The organism is Pseudomonas viridiflava (assembly GCF_001642795.1).
GTDB lineage: Bacteria > Pseudomonadota > Gammaproteobacteria > Pseudomonadales > Pseudomonadaceae > Aquipseudomonas > Aquipseudomonas viridiflava.
Genome location: NZ_LKEH01000032.1, coordinates 1 through 17,868, shown reverse-complemented (window position 1 = coordinate 17,868; position 17,868 = coordinate 1). Strand labels below are relative to the sequence as shown.

The following is a 17,868-nucleotide window of genomic DNA, read 5'->3' as shown; positions in this document are numbered from 1 at the left end:
CAGATAAAACCCCTTTAATTTCAGTCAGTTGACCATCCTCGAAAGCCTGGCACGACTCATGCTCTACACTTTGCATCGACCGCTTCGACATTAGCGTGTGTCTACCCTGGACGCCGTTGAAGCCATCGTCAAAGAAGTGGATGTCCCTCAAGGCGTCCTATCAATAAAAATGAAATCGAGGATTCATCGATGCGCATCGTTCCCCATCTGCTGGGCGCAGCAATCGCTGCCGCTCTGATCAGCACTCCGGTTTTCGCAGCAGAACTGACTGGCACTCTGAAGAAAATCAAAGAGTCCGGCACCATCACCCTCGGCCACCGCGACGCCTCCATCCCGTTCTCCTACATTGCTGACGCTTCCGGCGTGCCGATGGGCTACTCCCACGACATCCAGCTGAAGATCGTCGAAGGCATCAAGAAAGAACTGGACATGCCTGACCTGAAGGTCAAGTACAACCTGGTGACGTCCCAGACCCGTATCCCGCTGGTTCAGAACGGCACCGTTGACGTGGAATGTGGCTCGACCACCAACAACGTCGAGCGTCAGCAGCAGGTTGATTTCTCGGTCGGCATCTTCGAGGTCGGCACCCGTCTGCTGTCCAAGAAAGATTCCAGCTACAAGGACTTCGATGACCTGAAAGGCAAGAACGTCGTCACCACCGCCGGCACCACGTCCGAGCGCATCCTGAAGGCCATGAACGCCGACAAGCAGATGGGCATGAACGTCATCTCCGCCAAGGACCACGGCGAGTCCTTCCAGATGCTGGAATCGGGCCGCGCCGTCGCGTTCATGATGGACGACGCCCTGCTGGCAGGCGAAATGGCGAAGGCCAAGAAGCCGGATGACTGGGCAGTGACCGGTACCGCACAGTCCTACGAAATCTACGGCTGCATGGTTCGCAAAGGCGATGCACCGTTCAAGAAGGCCGTGGACGACGCCATCGTCGCAACCTACAAGTCGGGCGATATCAACACGATCTACAACAAGTGGTTCCAGTCTCCGGTCCCTCCAAAAGGCCTGAACCTCGAATTCCCGATGAGCGAAAAAATCAAAGAGCTGATCAAGAATCCGACCGACCAGGCGGCCGAACCCGCTAAAGCAATCGAAGAAAAGAAAGCCTGAGCAACCGGTTCAGCCTCGCTGAACTGACTGCACCCCGAGCGGGCTGAATCACCCGCTCGGGAACCGACACTGCGTGCATCTCGATAGCAATAGAACAAGAGGGGGAGACCCTGATGAATTACAACTGGGACTGGGGCGTGTTCTTCAAGTCCACCGGCGTCGGCAGCGAAACCTATCTGGACTGGTTCATATCCGGTCTGGGCTGGACTATCGCCATTGCAGTCGTCGCCTGGATCATCGCCTTGATACTGGGTTCGATACTGGGCGTCATGCGCACTGTACCGAGCCGTCTGGTATCAGGCATTGCCACGACCTACGTGGAAATCTTCCGTAATGTGCCACTGCTGGTGCAGCTGTTCATCTGGTACTTCCTGGTACCCGACCTGCTGCCTGCAAACCTGCAGGAGTGGTACAAGCAAGACCTCAACCCGACCACCTCGGCATTTCTGAGCGTCGTGGTCTGTCTGGGCCTGTTTACTGCTGCACGGGTCTGCGAACAAGTCCGCACAGGCATCCAGGCGCTGCCAAAGGGCCAGGAATCGGCCGCTCGCGCCATGGGCTTCAAGCTGCCGCAGATCTACTGGAACGTGCTGCTGCCTCAAGCCTATCGCATCATCATTCCACCGCTCACCTCCGAATTCCTGAACGTGTTCAAGAACTCTTCGGTGGCGTCGCTGATCGGCCTGATGGAGTTGCTCGCACAGACCAAACAGACCGCCGAGTTTTCCGCGAACCTGTTCGAAGCCTTCACGCTGGCCACCCTCATCTACTTCACGCTGAACATGAGCCTGATGCTGCTGATGCGTGTGATCGAGAAGAAAGTCGCCGTGCCCGGCCTGATTTCCGTAGGAGGTAAATAATGGACTTCACTGGAATCGTTCCGGCCCTGCCGGGCCTGTGGAACGGCATGGTCATGACCCTGAAGCTGATGGCGATGGGTGTGGTCGGCGGTCTGTTGCTCGGTACCGTGCTGGCCTTGATGCGACTGTCCTCGAACAAGCTGCTGGCCAACGTTGCTGGCGCTTACGTGAACTACTTTCGCTCCATCCCGCTGCTGCTGGTGATCACCTGGTTCTATCTGGCCGTGCCGTTCGTGCTGCGCTGGATAACCGGCGAAGACACCCCCATCGGTGCGTTCACCTCCTGCGTCGTGGCCTTCATGATGTTCGAGGCGGCCTACTTCTGCGAAATCGTGCGTGCCGGTGTGCAGTCGATTTCCAAGGGACAGATGGGCGCGGCCCAGGCGCTGGGCATGAACTATAGCCAGATGATGCGCCTGATCATCCTGCCGCAGGCGTTTCGCAAGATGACGCCCCTGCTGCTGCAACAGAGCATCATCCTGTTTCAGGACACCTCTCTGGTTTACACCGTCGGCCTTGTGGACTTCCTCAACGCCTCGCGTGCCAGCGGCGACATCATCGGCCGCGCCAACGAGTTCCTGATCATCGCCGGTCTGGTGTATTTCACGATCAGCTTTGCCGCCTCGTTGCTGGTGAAGCGTTTGCAAAAAAGGTTCGCCGTATGATTTCCATCAAAAACGTCAACAAGTGGTATGGGGACTTCCAGGTACTGACCGATTGCAGCACCGAGGTCAGCAAGGGCGAAGTGGTCGTGGTCTGCGGTCCTTCCGGTTCCGGCAAATCGACCCTGATCAAGTGTGTGAACGCTCTTGAGCCATTCCAGAAAGGCGACATCGTTGTCGACGGCACGTCGATCTCCGACCCCAAGACCAATCTGCCGAAACTGCGTTCGCGCGTCGGCATGGTGTTCCAGCACTTCGAGCTGTTCCCGCACCTGACCATCGTCGAAAACCTGACCATCGCCCAGATCAAGGTGCTGGGTCGCAGCAAGGCCGAAGCCACCGAAAAAGGCCTGAAGCTGCTGGACCGTGTCGGCCTGTCCGAGCATGCCCACAAGCACCCGGGCCAGCTTTCCGGTGGCCAGCAGCAGCGTGTGGCGATTGCCCGTGCGCTGGCGATGGACCCAGTGGTCATGCTGTTCGATGAACCGACTTCGGCACTCGACCCCGAAATGGTCAACGAGGTGCTCGACGTGATGGTGCAGCTGGCTCACGAAGGCATGACCATGATGTGCGTGACCCACGAAATGGGCTTCGCTCGCAAGGTCGCCAATCGTGTGATCTTCATGGACAAGGGACAGATCGTCGAAGACTGCCCCAAGGAAGAGTTCTTCGGTGACGTCTCCGCACGTTCCGAACGCGCCCAGCAATTTCTCGCCAAGATCCTCCAGCACTAAGCATTACGCTGACAGCTGCCCGTTACACACGGGCAGCTGTTCGGCTCAGGACGACTGTGATGAAATGCGACCCCACTCTTTATCGCGCCGCGCCGCCATCACTCGCCGTGAAACCCCGCCTGATTCGCCAGCTGTTCCTTCCGCCCCTGATCTTCGTACTGATGATCGGGCTCGGTTACGCTGCGTATCTGGTCAGCGAAAACAATGGCATCAAGAGCCTGAGCGAAAGCGGCGAACGTCAGCTGGAACTGCATGCTCGCACCGTCGAAAGCGAGATCAGCAAGTACACCTATCTGCCCAGCGTTCTGGAACTGGAATCCAGCGTGTCGCAGTTGCTCAACGAACCGAGTCCCGAACTGCAACAAGAGGTCAATCGCTACCTTGAGGGCTTGAACCGCCGCAGTCGCAGCCGTGCCATCTACGTGCTCGACACCACGGGCCGGGTTCTGGCCACCAGCAACTGGCGCGACAGCGACAGTTATCAGGGCGAAGACCTGTCCTTTCGCGCTTACTTTCAGGACGCCGTGCGCGGCCTGCCCGGACGCTTCTACGGAATCGGCACCACCACCGGCGAATCCGGCTATTACCTGGCCCACGGTCTGGAAGAGAAAGGCCGGATCATCGGTGTCGCGGTGATCAAGGTCCGACTCGAAGCCCTTGAAGAGCGCTGGCAGCGGGCACGCCTGGAAGCCTTCGTCAGCGATGAAAACGGCATCATCATTCTGTCCAGCGACCCGGCCCGACGATTGAAATCGGTGCGCCCGCTGACACCGGACATCAAGGAACGACTGGCGCGCAGCCTGCAATATTACTGGTGGCCGCTGAACGAGTTGGTGCCACTGGAACGCGAGTCACTGTCCGAGAGCGTCGAAAAATTCACCTTCCCCGCCAACGCCACGGTTGACCGCGAACATACGCAGGTCAGCTATCTGGCGCAGACACGCCCGTTGAGCGACAGCCCCTGGCACCTGACCTTGCTCACCCCGCTTGAAGACCTGCGCCGCGAAGCCGCCAGCCAGGGCATGCTGGTCGCCGTGGCCTGTGCGCTAGTGACGCTTTTGCTGATTGCCTGGAACGAACGCCGCAAGGTGATCGCGACTCGACTGGCCGCACGCGAGGCGCTGGAAGCCGCCAACAATGAGCTGGAGCGCAAGATTGCCGAGCGCACCGAGCACCTGCGCGCCAGCAACGAACGCTTGAAGGCGCAGATTCGTGAGCGACGACAGGCCGAGGACACGTTGCGCAAAGCCCAGGATGAACTGGTGCAGGCCGGCAAACTCGCCGCCATCGGCCAGATGTCTACCAGTATCGCCCACGAGTTGAACCAGCCGCTGGCGGCGTTGCGTACGCTTTCCGGTAACACGGTGCGCTTTCTGGAGCGCGGCGCGCTGGAAACTGCAAGCGCCAACCTGCGCACCATCAACGATCTGGTGGACCGCATGGGTCGCATCACCTCCAGTCTGCGCGCCTTCGCCCGACGCGGCGACGACAAGGGCCAGGCTCAACTGTGCAAGGCTCTGGACGCCGCACTGCAGTTGCTTGCCGTACGCATCGAACAATCCGCGCTTCAGGTGCATCAGGATTTTGCCGATGCCACGCTCGCCATCGACCAGACCCGTCTGGAACAGATCCTCGTCAACCTGATCGGTAACGCGCTCGACGCCATGCATGCACAGCCCAGCCCCGAACTGTGGATCGAAGGGGCGATTGCCGAGGGTCGCTATCGCCTGCTGGTGCGCGACAACGGTCACGGAATCGACATGGAAGCGCGCAAACATCTCTTCGAACCCTTCTTTACCACCAAACCCGGCGAGCAAGGCCTCGGGCTCGGCCTGACCCTGTCGGCAAGCCTGGCGGCTGCGGCGGGCGGCAGTCTGAGTGCCGAGCATCCGGGCGATGGCGGCACCTGCTTTGTCCTCTGCCTGCCGTTCCTGAAAAGCGCTCCAACCGAACCTCGCCAGGGCGAGCCGACATGAGGCAACACCCATGAACATCAACAATGACCTGACCGTCCTGATCGTTGAAGACGATCCGCACGTGCTGCTGGGTTGTCAGCAGGCACTGGCGCTGGAAGATATCGTCAGCGAAGGTGTTTCGAGCGCCGAAGAAGCCTTGCTGCGCATTGGCGATAATTTTGCGGGTATCGTCATCAGCGATATCCGCTTGCCAGGCATCGACGGACTGGAATTGCTGACCCGCCTCAAGGCGCGTGACAGCAGTTTGCCCGTGGTGCTGATTACCGGGCACGGCGACATTTCGATGGCCGTCAATGCCATGCGCGATGGAGCGTATGACTTCATGGAGAAGCCCTTCTCGCCCGAGCGTCTGGTGGACGTCACGCGTCGCGCGCTGGAGCAGCGCGGACTGGCGCGGGAAGTGTGGTCGCTGCGCAGGCAACTGGCCGAACGCGATTCACTGGAAGGCAAGATCATCGGCCGGTCACCCGCCATGCAGAACCTGCGTGCCCTGATCGCCAACGTGGCTGATACCTCGGCCAACGTGCTGATCGAAGGTGAAACCGGCACCGGCAAGGAGCTGGTCGCCCGCTGCCTGCATGATTTCAGCAGGCGAAAAGCCAGTCAGTTCGTGGCGCTCAATTGCGGAGGACTGGCGGAAAGCCTGTTCGAATCGGAAATCTTCGGCCATGAGGCCAACGCGTTCACCGGCGCAGGCAAGCGCCGGATCGGCAAGATCGAGCACGCCGACAACGGCACGCTGTTTCTCGATGAAGTGGAAAGCATGCCAGTCAACCTGCAGATCAAACTGTTGCGGGTCCTGCAGGAGCGCACGCTGGAACGTCTGGGTTCAAACCAGAGTGTGGCGGTGGATTGCCGGGTCATTGCCGCCACCAAGTCCGACCTGAATGCGCTGGGCCGGACCAACCAGTTTCGCAGCGACCTGTATTACCGCCTGAACGTCGTGACACTTGAGCTTCCGCCGCTGCGCGAGCGCCGTGAGGACATTCTGCAACTGTTCGAGCACTTCCTGCAGTTGTCCTCGCTGCGCTTCGACCGCGAGCCACCGGAACTGGACCGCCAGACCGTGTCCAGCCTGATGAGCCATGACTGGCCGGGCAATGTGCGGGAGTTGCGAAACGTTGCCGAACGCTTTTCGCTGGGTTTGCCGGCCTTCAAACAGACCGGCACTGTGATCGAGAATCAGAGCCTGGGCTTTGCCGAAGCGGTGGAGGCCTTTGAGCGCAACCTGCTCAGCGAGGCCCTGCAACGCAGCGGCGGCAACCTCAGCCAGGCCAGTCAGGAACTGGGCATGGCCAAGACCACGCTGTTCGACAAGGTCAAGAAATACGGGCTCTGAGCCGTTCAGTCGCGGCGCGATGGCGCCTTTCAAGCAGGAGAATTCATTGGATCTGGTACTCAAGGCCCTATTGGGCGGCGCGGTGGTGGTGATACTCGCGGCACTGGCCAAGACCCGCAATTATTACATTGCAGGCCTGGTGCCGCTGTTTCCGACCTTCGCACTGATCGCCCACTACATCGTCGGCAAGGGCCGCTCGCTGGACGATCTGAAAACCACGATCCTGTTCGGCATGTGGTCGATCATCCCTTACTTCGTCTACCTCGCGGCGCTCTACCTGCTGGTGGACCGCCTGCGCCTTGAAGCCTCACTGGCGCTGGCCGCCGTCGCCTGGCTGATCGCTGCGACGCTGCTGGTGACGGTGTGGGTCAGGGTTCATGGGTGACGGCGTAAGGCTTTACCTCACTTCGCCTCGCTGAGAATCTGCCGGATTGCACTGACGAACACGTCAACCGGCTGACCGCCCGAGACGGCGTACTGGTCGTTGAACACGATGGTCGGCACCGAACTGACGCCGCGAGAGGTCCAGAGCTGTTCGGCCTCGCGTACTTCGTTGGTGTATTCGTTGTTGTCCAGAACGGCTTGGGCACGTACGCGGTCAAGGCCCACTTTCTGCGCCACATCTGCCAGGGTCTGGTGATTGGAAGGGTCTTTCAGATCGCTGAAATACGCTTCGAACAGCGCGTCTTTCAAGGCATGCTGCTTGCCTTCAAGCTCGGCCCAGTGCAGCAGGCGGTGGGCGTCGAACGTGTTGTAGATACGCCGCTCGCCCTGGGCAAAGACAAAGCCCTGTTCAGCGCCGCGCTCACGGATGGTGTCGTGAATGCCTTCGATCTGTTCCGGTGTCGAACCGTACTTTTCCGCGATGTGTTCCTTGATGTCCTGCCCTTCGGCCGGCATGTTCGGGTTCAGCTCGAATGGCTGGAAATGGATTTGCGCCTGTACTTCATCGCCCAGTTCAGCCAGCGCCTTGTCCAGCGCCCGCAGGCCGATGACGCACCAGGGGCAGGAAACGTCGGAAACGAAATCGATTTTCAGTGCAGTGCTCATGCTGGCCCTCGCTCAATCGGCAAAAGCCACACGATACACCTCTGCCCATCCCTTTCAACCGTGCCCGGTTTTACAACTGCGCCAGGCTGCGACCATCTTCGTGCTGCGCCTTCAGGTAAGGCAGCACTGCACCGAGCAACGGGGCCTTGAACGCTTCCTGAAAACGGTGCGCAAGCCCTGGAATCAATCGCAACTGACTACCCTGAATATGCGCCGCCACATGCACACCGTGCATCACCGGCAACAGCGGGTCGGCCGTGCCGTGTACGACCAGCACTGGCAAGCGCAGCCGGTTGAGCAGTTCCACCCGGCTGGGCTCGGCCAGAATCGCCATGATCTGACGCTTGACCCCTTCCGGGTTGAACGCCCGATCATAGGACACCGCTGCCTGATGCAGCAGTTGCGCACGATCATCCTTGACCTGCGGACTGCCCAGCGCCGCCAGCAGATCGGCCTGTTGTTCGATAGCCACCTCGCGATTCGGCGCGCCACGGCGGGCCAGAAGCTGCATCAGGGCGGGGCTCGGCATCGGCAGCCCCTGGGCACCGGAACTGGTCATGATCAGCGTCATACTCTCGACCCGCGAAGGGGCAAGATCTGCCAGATGCTGGGCAATCATCCCACCCATGCTGGCACCGAGCACGTGGAACTGCCGAATCTGCAACGCATCCATCAGGCCCAGCGCGTCATCGGCCATGTCCGTCAGCGAATAAGGCGCGGACACCGGCAGGCCCAGCTTGTAGCGCAGCACTTCATACGTGAGGTTGGCATCGGCAGGCTGTTGCACCCAGGTCGACAGACCGACATCACGGTTGTCGTAACGAATTACGCGGTAACCCTGCTGACAGAGCGCAACCACGACTTCATCAGGCCAGTGAATCAGTTGCCCGCCCAAACCCATGACCAGCAGCAAGGCAGGGTCGGATTCACTGCCGATACTCTGGTAGGCAATCCGGACTTCCTTGAGGTCGGCCACGTGCACAGGAACATTGACATCACATCGATCAGCCGCAAAGGACTGCAGGCCGCACAAAAGCGCGGCCAGAAAAATTAAAACCCGCATGAAAAACACCAAAAAACAGATCCCCAGTAGGCAACGAGTCTGATGATGTTTTGCAAAGCGCGCTGCCACAGTTACGTGACAATTTGATGAAGGGTGCTCAACGGTCGTTTACGGACCTGAACCGAACCGGTCAGGCACAGGCCAGCAGCAGGTTGTCACCAAACCGGGCGCGCGCCTCCTGAACAAGTTCGAGCTGATCGCTGGCGCTGCCAAGAGACAGGACCTTGTAGGTCGGCAGACGATCAAACACGGGCGCCAGTTGCTCAGGCACGCTGACGCTGTCGATGTGAAGGCCGGTGACCGGCAACAAGGCGGCTACACCAAGATTGTCCTTGAGGTCGCCACGGTAGGTCGCGACCAGCTTTTTCAGCGGCGAGTATTGAAGGATGTGGTAGGCGCGCTCGAACGCGTTGCGCCACTCCAGCGGCAGGTCCAGGGTCAGGATCGGCTCATCGATCTGCACCCACTCGACACCTCTGGCAGCCAGTCGACCGAAAATCTCGCCATAGGCCGGCAGCAGTCGTTCCAGCAGGTCGAGCTTGTCGAGGCCCTGTTCTGCCTGAGCGAACCACAGATACGTCAGCGGACCGATGACAGAGGTTTTGTGACCCTGCGCTTCGGCTTCCTGAGCATCCTTGAGCAGCGGCTCCCAGTCCGGCTGGAAACGTTGCTCCTGAATAAGGTGGGGAACCAGCGAAGAAAACTGCTCGGCCAGCCACTGGACTGGCGTGTGTGAACAGGATTCATCACGCTGCCAGCACGCCTGCAGAGCCTGTTGCAATTCACGGTCGGCGCCGATGCGCAGGGAGTCAGGGGTGTGTGCCAGAGCCATGAGGCGTCCTCCATAAAAGATGGCGCCATTGTCGACAGCCGAAGCATCATGAGACAAACTCATTTTTTTCGTGTTGATCACAAATACTATTCATGGAGCACTGACCGTGCTTGAGATACGCCACCTCAAAACCCTCCACGCCTTGCGCGAAGCCGACAGCCTCGTAGAGGCGGCGGAACGTCTGCATCTGACCCAGTCGGCGCTCTCGCACCAGTTCAAGGAACTGGAAGAGCGCATGGGCATGCCGCTGTTCGTGCGCAAGACCAAACCCGTTCGGTTCACCAGTGCCGGACTGCGCCTGCTGCAACTGGCCGACTCGCTGCTGCCTCAACTTCGCGCTGCCGAGCGGGACATTGCGCGACTGGCGGGGGGTACGGCGGGTCGTCTGCACATGGCCATCGAATGCCACAGCTGTTTTCAGTGGCTGATGCCGACCATCGACCAGTTCCGTGATGCCTGGCCGGAGGTGGAGCTGGATCTGTCCTCGGGTTTCTCGTTCGCCCCGCTGCCCGCGCTGGCCCGTGGCGATCTGGATCTGGTGGTGACTTCGGACCCGCTGGAGTTACCCGGCATCACTTACGTGCCGCTGTTCACCTACGAAGCGATGCTCGCGGTGGCCAATCAACACGCACTGGCGAGCAGACCCTATGTGGTTCCTGAGGACCTGCTGACTGAAACGCTGATCACGTATCCGGTTGAGCGCGACCGCCTGGATATCTTCACGCGCTTTCTGGAGCCAGCCGACATCGAGCCCGCACAAGTGAGGACGTCGGAACTGACCGTGATGATGATGCAACTGGTCGCCAGCGGCCGTGGCGTATGCGGCATGCCGCACTGGGCCCTGCACGAGTACAGCTCGCGCGGCTACGTCAAAGGCAAGCGGCTGGGGGAGAAGGGATTGTTCGCAACGCTGTATGCCGGTATTCGCGCCGACATGCTGGACGCGCCCTACATGCGCGATTTTCTGCTGACCGCCAAGGACACGTCGTTCTCGACGCTGGACGGTGTCAGCGCGGTTCGCTGACACCTTGCCTGCAACTCAGACGACCTGGGCCTGCCGCTGCCTGTAGAGCGGCAGAATCAGGTCGCGGGTCAGCGGCGCCAGATGCAGCTCCACGTCAGTCTGCGTGCCGACCCAGATCACTTCCTCGATCTCGGCAGCAGGTATGGTCTGCGCATCGGTCATCACCTCGAATAAATGGCAATGGACCTCAAAGCCAGGCTCATTGGCGGCAGGCGCAGTGAACTCGCCGAGGAACGCGGCCTGTTGCGGATCAATGATCAGCCCCAGCTCTTCTTTCAGTTCTCTGGCCAGTGCCATGGCTGCGGCTTCGCCTGGCTCGATCTTGCCGCCCGGCTGCATGAACGCCTGGGTGCCGCGCTTGCGCACCAGCAGGGTCTTGCCATCGGGGGCGATCAGCAGAGCTGCCGCGATAGTGATGATCTTCATGCAAAAATATCCGTCTTCAGCAGTCGCGACTCGTCGGCGCGTTCCAGGGCCAGCGTGATCAGACGATCTATCAACCCGGCGTAGGAAAGACCGCTGGCCTGCCACAACTTGGGGTACATGCTGATGGAGGTGAAACCTGGAATAGTGTTGACCTCGTTGATGATGATGTCGCGCGCTTCGGTAACGAAGAAATCGACCCGGGACAGCCCCGCGCAACCAAGCACCTTGTAAGCGGTCAGCGCGACATTGCGCACCTCGTCGCTCAGATCGACGGCCAGCTCTGCCGGAATCGCGATGCGTGCCTGATCGCCGTTGAGGTACTTGGTGTCGTAGGCGTAGAACTCGTCGTTGGCCACCACTTCACCGCACACACTGACCTGCGGATCGCGGTTGCCCAGCACCGCACATTCCACTTCACGGCCCACAATGCCCTGCTCGATCAACAGTTTGTGATCGAACTGGAAACCCAGCGCCAGCGCGGAATCGAAACCAGCTTGGTCCATGACCTTGCTGACACCGACCGAGGAGCCCTGGCTGGCCGGTTTGACAAACATCGGCAGACCCAACTGACCGGCCACCTCAGCAAACTGAATCGTCTGACCGCGGGTCAGCACCACGAACGGCGCGACGGCAATCCCGGCATCGCGCAGCAGACGCTTGGTCACGTCCTTGTCCATGCAGGCAGCCGAGCCGAGCACGTCAGGGCCTACAAACGGAATCGCCAACAGGCGCAGCAGGCCTTGCAGCGAACCATCTTCGCCAAAGGCGCCATGAATCAGCGGAAACACCACGTCGATACGCGACAGTTGCTCACCGGACTCAACCTCGACGAACTGCCCGTCAGTGCTGCCCGGCAGAAGTGCCAGACGCTTGCCTGCAGTGCTGAGACTGATCTTTGCAGGGTCGCCCGCGTTGAGCAGGTAATCGCCTTCGTCGAACCGCAACCAGTTGCCCAGTTTGTCGACGCCGATCAGGGTCAGCGCGTAGCTTTCACGATCAATTGCGTTGATCACGTTGCGCGCGGACTGCAACGAAACTTCGTGTTCGCTGGATTGCCCACCGAAAATGATGGCCACTGACTTTTTCAAAGCGGGTACTCCTGTTTTTCAGGCCGCGAAGATAAAAGCAATTCCCGCCAATAGTCCAGAGGACGAGTGGTCGCAACCCGCATTCCCGGCAAAAAAAATCCCGGTCGAGGGCAATCCTGTGCGGATGGCCCCTGACCGGGACGGGTGATGGATCATTGACCTGCCGAAGCGTCTTTCTTGCTGCCGGAACCAAAGGTCGCAAAACGCTTGTTGAAGCCTGCGATCCGGCCTTCGCTGGTGGTCTTGCGTTGCTGGCCGGTGTACATCGGGTGCGATGCACTGGACACGTCGAGAGCGACGTAGGGGTACGTATTGCCATCGGTGTGCTGCTGCGTGCGCTCTGTGTCGACGGTGGAACCGATCAGAAAGTAGGCGTCGGCTGCAGTGTCGTGGAACAGCACGGTGCGGTATGCGGGATGGATATCGGGTTTCATGGATGCCTCCAGGCAGCAGGTGATTCAAGCGTTATACAGTAACATAACGATATTTACAGATGATAATGATTCCTGTCGATACGCTGCATCGGCGGGCTTGATCAAGGCCCGTGTTTCACTGCGATTGCTCGCTGGGTACGTCAACAGGAATGACGTCCTGTGCACCCCTGCGATGCTGTTGGTTACGTCTCGATGCTGCAGAACGCCTTGCAGAACGTGATCAGGGCCAGCACTCCACCGGACCCACGACCGCTTTATGCACAAGGCAGATGAGCTAGGTTTCGTGGCGCTCGACCTGAACGAACAGGCCCTCATCCAGCACCTGCGCCGGACCAGCCTTGAAGGTCGTGAAGAGGTGTATGCCGCGAACGCACGTCTGCGACATCTCAAACCCCGCGTGCTGGAAAGCTGAACGAACGCTGCGGCACAGGCAAAAGCCATCACCGGCACGTCATTTACTGCTCACACCGATAGCGGCAATCCGCTACATTCCAAGGGTGCGCCCTGTCGACCCGCTCGTGCGAGCAGGCCGGGGCGCAGACACTCCGGCAGCCCCGCATTCCTGCAAGTCGTCACAGGCAGGCGAAGACGGAGCGCCCAGCGTAGAAAACCGCCATTAGTCCAAGGATGTCGTATGAGCCTCTCGCTACTCAGTCGTTATGCCGTTTTCGTTGGATGCGTACTTTTCACACTGTTCAGCCTGCCGCTCTGGCACCACGAGTGGCTGTGGCCGTTCACGCTGCTGACCGCCGTCCTGAGTGTCGTGGGCATCATCGATCTGCTGCAGTCGCGGCACTCGGTTCGTCGCAATTACCCGATCCTGGGCAACATCCGCTACGCCGTCGAAGCGATACGCCCTGAAATCCGCCAGTACCTGCTCGAGTCCGACAGCGACGCCCTGCCCTTCTCGCGGGCCCAGCGCTCGCTGGTGTACTCGCGCGCCAAGAACGAATCGGCCGACAAGCCCTTTGGCACATTGATCGATGTGTATCAGACCGGTTTCGAATTCATCGGCCACTCCATGCGCCCTGCTCCGTTGAGCGACCCCAACAGCTTTCGTGTATCAATCGGCGGTCCGCAGTGCTCGCAGCCCTATTCGGCATCGATCTTCAATATCTCGGCCATGAGCTTCGGCTCACTTAGCGCCAACGCCATCCGCGCCCTGAACAAAGGCGCGAAGCTGGGCAACTTTGCCCATGACACCGGCGAAGGCAGCATCAGCCCTTATCACCGCGAACACGGCGGCGACCTGACCTGGGAACTGGGCAGCGGCTATTTCGGTTGCCGCACAGCGGATGGCCGCTTCGACCCCGAGAAATTCGCGGCACAGGCTACTAACCCGCAGGTGCGCATGATCGAAATCAAGATGAGCCAGGGCGCGAAACCCGGTCATGGCGGCATCCTGCCCAAACATAAAGTGACTCAGGAGATTGCAGATACCCGCGGCATACCCATGGGCGAGGACTGCATTTCGCCGTCCCGGCACAGCGCGTTCTCCACACCTTTCGAACTGATGCAGTTCATTGCACAGCTGCGTGAGTTGTCGGGCGGCAAGCCGGTCGGCTTCAAGTTCTGCCTGGGTCATCCGTGGGAGTTCATGGGCATCGCCAAGGCCATGCTCGACACCGGAATCTACCCGGACTTCATCGTCGTCGACGGGACAGAGGGCGGAACGGGCGCCGCGCCAGTGGAATTCACCGATCACATGGGCACACCGATGCGTGAGGCACTGTTATTCGTGCATAACACGCTGGTTGGCCTGAACCTGCGCAGCCAGATTCGTCTGGGTGCCAGCGGCAAGATCGTCAGTGCTTTCGACATCGCCAGCGTGTTGGCAATTGGCGCCGACTGGGCAAACTCCGCACGAGGCTTCATGTTCGCCATCGGTTGCATCCAGTCACAAAGTTGCCACACCAACAAATGCCCGACCGGCGTTGCGACTCAGGACGCCCTGCGTCAGCGGGCGCTGGTGGTGCCGGACAAGGCCGAGCGGGTGTACAACTTCCATCGCAACACCCTCAAGGGGCTGGCCGAAATGCTTGCAGCCGCAGGCCTGGATAACCCTTCACAGCTGGAAGCCAAACACCTGGTGCGACGCATGTCAGCCACGGAAATCAAACTGTTCTCGCAAACCCACGTCTTCCTGCAACCGGGGCAGTTGCTGAACGGCGTGCAAGACGACAGCTTCTATTCAAGGATGTGGCGGATGGCCCGCGCCGACAGTTTCGAACCGGCCGATGAAGTGGCGTAGGGCTTCGCCTTTGGCCAGGTACTGCATCTGGAGACATTCTGTAATAGCCTGATTTTGCAATTGGCATGATTTAACGCCACCCTGCCGCGCCGCCGAGAGAGACAGACTGGCGGCGCGGAACCTCGGCCCTGTGCGGCTCATCTTATTAGCAACTTTCAAGAGTCCACCGTTATGACTAACGGACGCGATCATCGAATCGATTTCTTTCGAGGCCTGGCGCTGATCTTCATTTTCTGGGATCACGTGCCGGACAACCCTCTGGCCCAACTGACCGTGCGCAATTTCGGCTTCAGTGATGCAGCGGAGATCTTTGTGTTTCTGGCGGGCTATGCGGCCATTCTGGCCTACGGGCGCATTGCCCGACGCGAAGGCCTGCTGGTTGCAGGCGTGCGGATCCTGCGGCGCACCTGGGTGCTGTATGTGGTGCACATCTTTCTGCTGACGCTGCTGATGGGCATCGTGTTCGTCGCCAACAACCACGTCGAAACCCGCGACATGGTGCAGCAAATGGGCCTCGAATATTTCGTCGGCAATCCGCAACAGGCATTGGCCGACGAACTTCTGCTGCGCTTCAAACCCAACCTGACCGACCCGTTGCCGCTTTACATCGTCCTGCTGCTGACCCTGCCCCTTACTCTGCCGTTGATGCTGCGCAAGCTGGAACTGGCGGTGGGGCTGTCGATTGCGCTGTACATGATGGTGCCGCTATTTGGCTGGAACCTGCGCGCTTACGAAGGCGGCGGTGTCTGGTACTTCAATCCGGTCGCCTGGCAGTTGCTGTTCGTGCTCGGGGGCGCCTGCGCGCTGCGGGCTGAAACGCACGTCGTCAACAAACGCCGCCCGTTGCATCGGCAACCGTTATTCATCGTATCTGCCGTTTATGTGCTGATCGCAGGCGCACTGACCTTCAGCGAAAAATGGCCGGACCTGCATACGACGCTGATCTCGACGCTGCAACTGGAAACCTTCTACCCCATCAGCAAGACCGACCTCGCACCGGTTCGCCTGCTGCACTTCCTGGCGCTCGTCTATGTGGTTGCCCGCCTGCTGCCCACCACCAGTACCTGGCTCGAGAACTGGCCCGCCCGCCAGACCTGCCGCATGGGCCGCTACTCACTGGAAGTCTTCTGCCTGGGCGTACTGTTGGCACCGCTGGCCGACATGGCCAATGCCCTGGCGGGTGATACTTGGCCGATGCAACTGACCACCGCAGTGATCGGGTTGGGACTGATGATGCTCATGGCCAACGGACTCGAACTCAACAAACGCTTCGACAAAGCGCCCCGCCTGTTGCCCACGTAAGAACAGCCTCACACTCGACAGCCCTCTCGGAAGTTTCCTACTGCTTTATCAGGCCAAGTTTTTCTGGACATGGCCGTTATCCGGTATGAACTCAACGGGAGGGTAATGCCTTGAATATCAATACCGTGACAAGCTATGTAAGCACACTAACGTCCGAAAGACCGTTCCAGAATAGGGAGGTAGGAAATATCAGTCGGGATATCGTCGCCATGTCGATTCCCCCAGAAAATCTGATGCTGCCACTCAAAGCTGTCCGCGACCCGAATGAGGAGTTTTACCGTTACGAAAAAGCGCCTTGGCTGACCGAACACGCCCAAGGCGATATGGACAACTACCTCACGCAAATTTCCAGTGAATTTTTCGAAGTTAGCCGACAAGAATTTCTGAAGGAGGAAATCAAGAGGTTTCAAGAATCCGCCTGCAGAATGTTCGACGACTTTCACGATTTCAAGCAGCAGCTTTCCTACCTGAACCCGGAGCTTGCCAAAAAACACTATGGATTCACACTCGGCTTCGATGAACACATCAAGGTGACCGACCCGGACGGTGTATTGACGCCCGCCGAGCATACTTACCTCACCGAGGAGCTTAACAAGCGTCAGCCGCTCAAGGATGCGCTGGTCAACAACGCCAAAAGCATCATGACGCTGCTGGACCATTACCCGGAAAAATTCGGCACCGAGCACACACTCAATCTTGAAAGCTTCAGCAAGGTTATCGATTACGGCCAGGTATTCAGCCGCAACACCATCGGCAACTTCATGGACACCATCATCTACCAGATCGAACGTAATGCCCCTAAACGCGAGGTCGTGGAGGGCGCACAGGTGGATGTTCACGTTTGAATTGAGAAAGGCTTCACAACGAAACATCGTTTCGGAAATGCCCTACAGGGTTATCAGGCCAAGCTTTTAAATCTACTGCCGTTATCAAGGAAGCGTCATCCACTCAGCAAGGAGCGAGACATGAATATCAACAGCGCTATTCCAATGACCATGAAACCTTACATGCCAGCGCCTGACCGTATACCTCAGACGACCAAACAGGTGCCATCCGACGTAATGACGGATCAGCAAAAGAAAGAAGCTTTTGCAAAAGAGTTTTACACAAAGGAGGAAGAGCCTTGGAAGGGACAATTTGTCAATTGTGGGGACAACATAATAAAAAACGAACTGCGCGAGATGACGAAAGAGCAGTATTTAACTTTTGCGCGCATGGAGGCTAGCATTGAACTGAGCAACCAATATTCATTTTTTTGCTACTTCAAAGAACAGATTTTAGATACGCGGCCTGACCTAGCAGAGAAAAGCTTCAGCTTCACTCTTGGCGACGACGCGGAGATCAAAATACTGGACTCCGGAAAAAGTCTAAGCGATGACGACTTGAAGTGGTTGACCAGAGCCATCAACTCCGACGTCGACTTCAAAAGCTCGGTCAGACAAGGTGCGAAGCTTATCATGAGCCTCGTTGACCACGACCCCAAAAAATTTTCAGGAAAAACCAATCTCAGCCTTTTGAACTTTCAGCACATTATCGATCTCGGCAAGGTACTCTCACATCCAATCGACATGACTGAAGGATGGATGAAGCAAGTAAAAGAACAGGATGAGAAAAACGGGAACTCTTTGATAGACACCTACGCGTAGGAGTTCCAAAACGCTCTCCGCAAGCGAGAAGCTCGTAAAGCAATCATTGATAGATAGCA

At 58.7% G+C, this 17,868-nt stretch carries 19 protein-coding genes; 13 read left to right on the top strand and 6 right to left on the bottom strand.

From position 1 onward, the window contains the following. The first annotated feature begins 189 nt into the window (after positions 1-189). The 7 genes from AO065_RS18900 to AO065_RS18870 all read left to right on the top strand — a co-directional run bounded on the left by AO065_RS18900 (position 190) and on the right by AO065_RS18870 (position 7,078). The gene (locus AO065_RS18900; RefSeq protein WP_004881856.1) at positions 190-1,122 is read left to right on the top strand and encodes a glutamate/aspartate ABC transporter substrate-binding protein; all 933 of its coding nucleotides are present in this window, start codon (positions 190-192) and stop codon (positions 1,120-1,122) included. Positions 1,123-1,235: 113 nt separating this feature from the next. Continuing rightward, a complete protein-coding gene (locus AO065_RS18895) occupies positions 1,236-1,982 on the top strand; it encodes an amino acid ABC transporter permease (RefSeq protein WP_004881855.1) in 747 nt (248 codons plus the stop codon). Then, on the top strand, positions 1,979-2,647 hold the full coding sequence (locus AO065_RS18890; RefSeq protein WP_069144716.1) for an amino acid ABC transporter permease: 669 nt from the start codon (positions 1,979-1,981) through the stop codon (positions 2,645-2,647). The genes AO065_RS18895 and AO065_RS18890 overlap by 4 nt, the downstream gene beginning before the upstream one ends. After that, complete coding sequence (locus AO065_RS18885) at positions 2,644-3,378, top strand: amino acid ABC transporter ATP-binding protein (protein ID WP_004881853.1); 735 nt, start codon at positions 2,644-2,646, stop codon at positions 3,376-3,378. Before AO065_RS18890 ends, AO065_RS18885 begins: the two co-directional genes overlap by 4 nt. A 59-nt stretch (positions 3,379-3,437) precedes the next feature. Next, a complete protein-coding gene (aauS, locus tag AO065_RS18880) occupies positions 3,438-5,354 on the top strand; it encodes a two-component sensor histidine kinase AauS (RefSeq protein ID WP_004881852.1) in 1,917 nt (638 codons plus the stop codon). 10 nt (positions 5,355-5,364) lie between these two features. After that, on the top strand, positions 5,365-6,693 hold the full coding sequence (aauR, locus tag AO065_RS18875; protein WP_004881851.1) for a two-component response regulator AauR: 1,329 nt from the start codon (positions 5,365-5,367) through the stop codon (positions 6,691-6,693). Between the two features lie 46 nt (positions 6,694-6,739). After that, positions 6,740-7,078 (top strand): GlpM family protein, encoded by a 339-nt coding sequence (locus AO065_RS18870; protein WP_004881850.1) that lies wholly within the window; start codon positions 6,740-6,742, stop codon positions 7,076-7,078. 17 nt (positions 7,079-7,095) lie between these two features. On the opposite strand, the gene AO065_RS18865 is transcribed toward AO065_RS18870, so the two are convergent. The 3 genes from AO065_RS18865 to AO065_RS18855 all read right to left on the bottom strand — a co-directional run bounded on the left by AO065_RS18865 (position 7,096) and on the right by AO065_RS18855 (position 9,638). Then, on the bottom strand, positions 7,096-7,743 hold the full coding sequence (locus AO065_RS18865; RefSeq protein ID WP_004881849.1) for a DsbA family oxidoreductase: 648 nt from the start codon (positions 7,741-7,743) through the stop codon (positions 7,096-7,098). A 70-nt stretch (positions 7,744-7,813) separates the two neighbouring features. Beyond that, entirely contained in the window at positions 7,814-8,806 is a 993-nt protein-coding gene (locus AO065_RS18860; RefSeq protein WP_074454614.1) for an alpha/beta fold hydrolase, read from the bottom strand. A gap of 130 nt (positions 8,807-8,936) precedes the next feature. Then, positions 8,937-9,638, bottom strand: coding sequence for a uroporphyrinogen decarboxylase/cobalamine-independent methonine synthase family protein (locus tag AO065_RS18855; protein ID WP_004881847.1), 702 nt, complete (start codon positions 9,636-9,638; stop codon positions 8,937-8,939). A 106-nt stretch (positions 9,639-9,744) separates the two neighbouring features. Between AO065_RS18855 and metR the strand changes: the two genes are divergently transcribed. Then, positions 9,745-10,662 carry a transcriptional regulator MetR gene (gene metR, locus AO065_RS18850; protein ID WP_004881846.1) on the top strand — a complete coding sequence of 306 codons (918 nt, stop codon included), beginning with the start codon at positions 9,745-9,747 and terminating at the stop codon, positions 10,660-10,662. A 15-nt stretch (positions 10,663-10,677) separates the two neighbouring features. On the opposite strand, the gene AO065_RS18845 is transcribed toward metR, so the two are convergent. The 3 genes from AO065_RS18845 to AO065_RS18835 all read right to left on the bottom strand — a co-directional run bounded on the left by AO065_RS18845 (position 10,678) and on the right by AO065_RS18835 (position 12,610). Beyond that, entirely contained in the window at positions 10,678-11,088 is a 411-nt protein-coding gene (locus tag AO065_RS18845) for an NUDIX hydrolase (RefSeq protein ID WP_004881845.1), read from the bottom strand. Next, positions 11,085-12,176 (bottom strand): D-alanine--D-alanine ligase, encoded by a 1,092-nt coding sequence (ddlA, locus tag AO065_RS18840; protein ID WP_004881844.1) that lies wholly within the window; start codon positions 12,174-12,176, stop codon positions 11,085-11,087. Before ddlA ends, AO065_RS18845 begins: the two co-directional genes overlap by 4 nt. Positions 12,177-12,328: 152 nt before the next feature. Next, a complete protein-coding gene (locus AO065_RS18835) occupies positions 12,329-12,610 on the bottom strand; it encodes a type B 50S ribosomal protein L31 (protein WP_004881843.1) in 282 nt (93 codons plus the stop codon). 256 nt (positions 12,611-12,866) lie between these two features. Between AO065_RS18835 and AO065_RS27105 the strand changes: the two genes are divergently transcribed. The 5 genes from AO065_RS27105 to AO065_RS26745 all read left to right on the top strand — a co-directional run bounded on the left by AO065_RS27105 (position 12,867) and on the right by AO065_RS26745 (position 17,809). After that, positions 12,867-13,022 (top strand): hypothetical protein, encoded by a 156-nt coding sequence (locus tag AO065_RS27105; RefSeq protein ID WP_155500405.1) that lies wholly within the window; start codon positions 12,867-12,869, stop codon positions 13,020-13,022. A gap of 222 nt (positions 13,023-13,244) precedes the next feature. After that, positions 13,245-14,861, top strand: a complete 1,617-nt coding sequence (locus tag AO065_RS18830) for an FMN-binding glutamate synthase family protein (protein ID WP_004881842.1) — start codon at positions 13,245-13,247, stop codon at positions 14,859-14,861. A 171-nt stretch (positions 14,862-15,032) separates the two neighbouring features. Next, the gene (locus AO065_RS18825) at positions 15,033-16,163 is read left to right on the top strand and encodes an OpgC domain-containing protein (RefSeq protein WP_004881841.1); all 1,131 of its coding nucleotides are present in this window, start codon (positions 15,033-15,035) and stop codon (positions 16,161-16,163) included. 209 nt (positions 16,164-16,372) lie between these two features. Next, entirely contained in the window at positions 16,373-17,008 is a 636-nt protein-coding gene (locus AO065_RS18820; RefSeq protein WP_004881840.1) for a hypothetical protein, read from the top strand. Positions 17,009-17,128: 120 nt separating this feature from the next. Beyond that, a complete protein-coding gene (locus AO065_RS26745; RefSeq protein ID WP_054540857.1) occupies positions 17,129-17,809 on the top strand; it encodes a hypothetical protein in 681 nt (226 codons plus the stop codon). Positions 17,810-17,868: the final 59 nt, after the last annotated feature.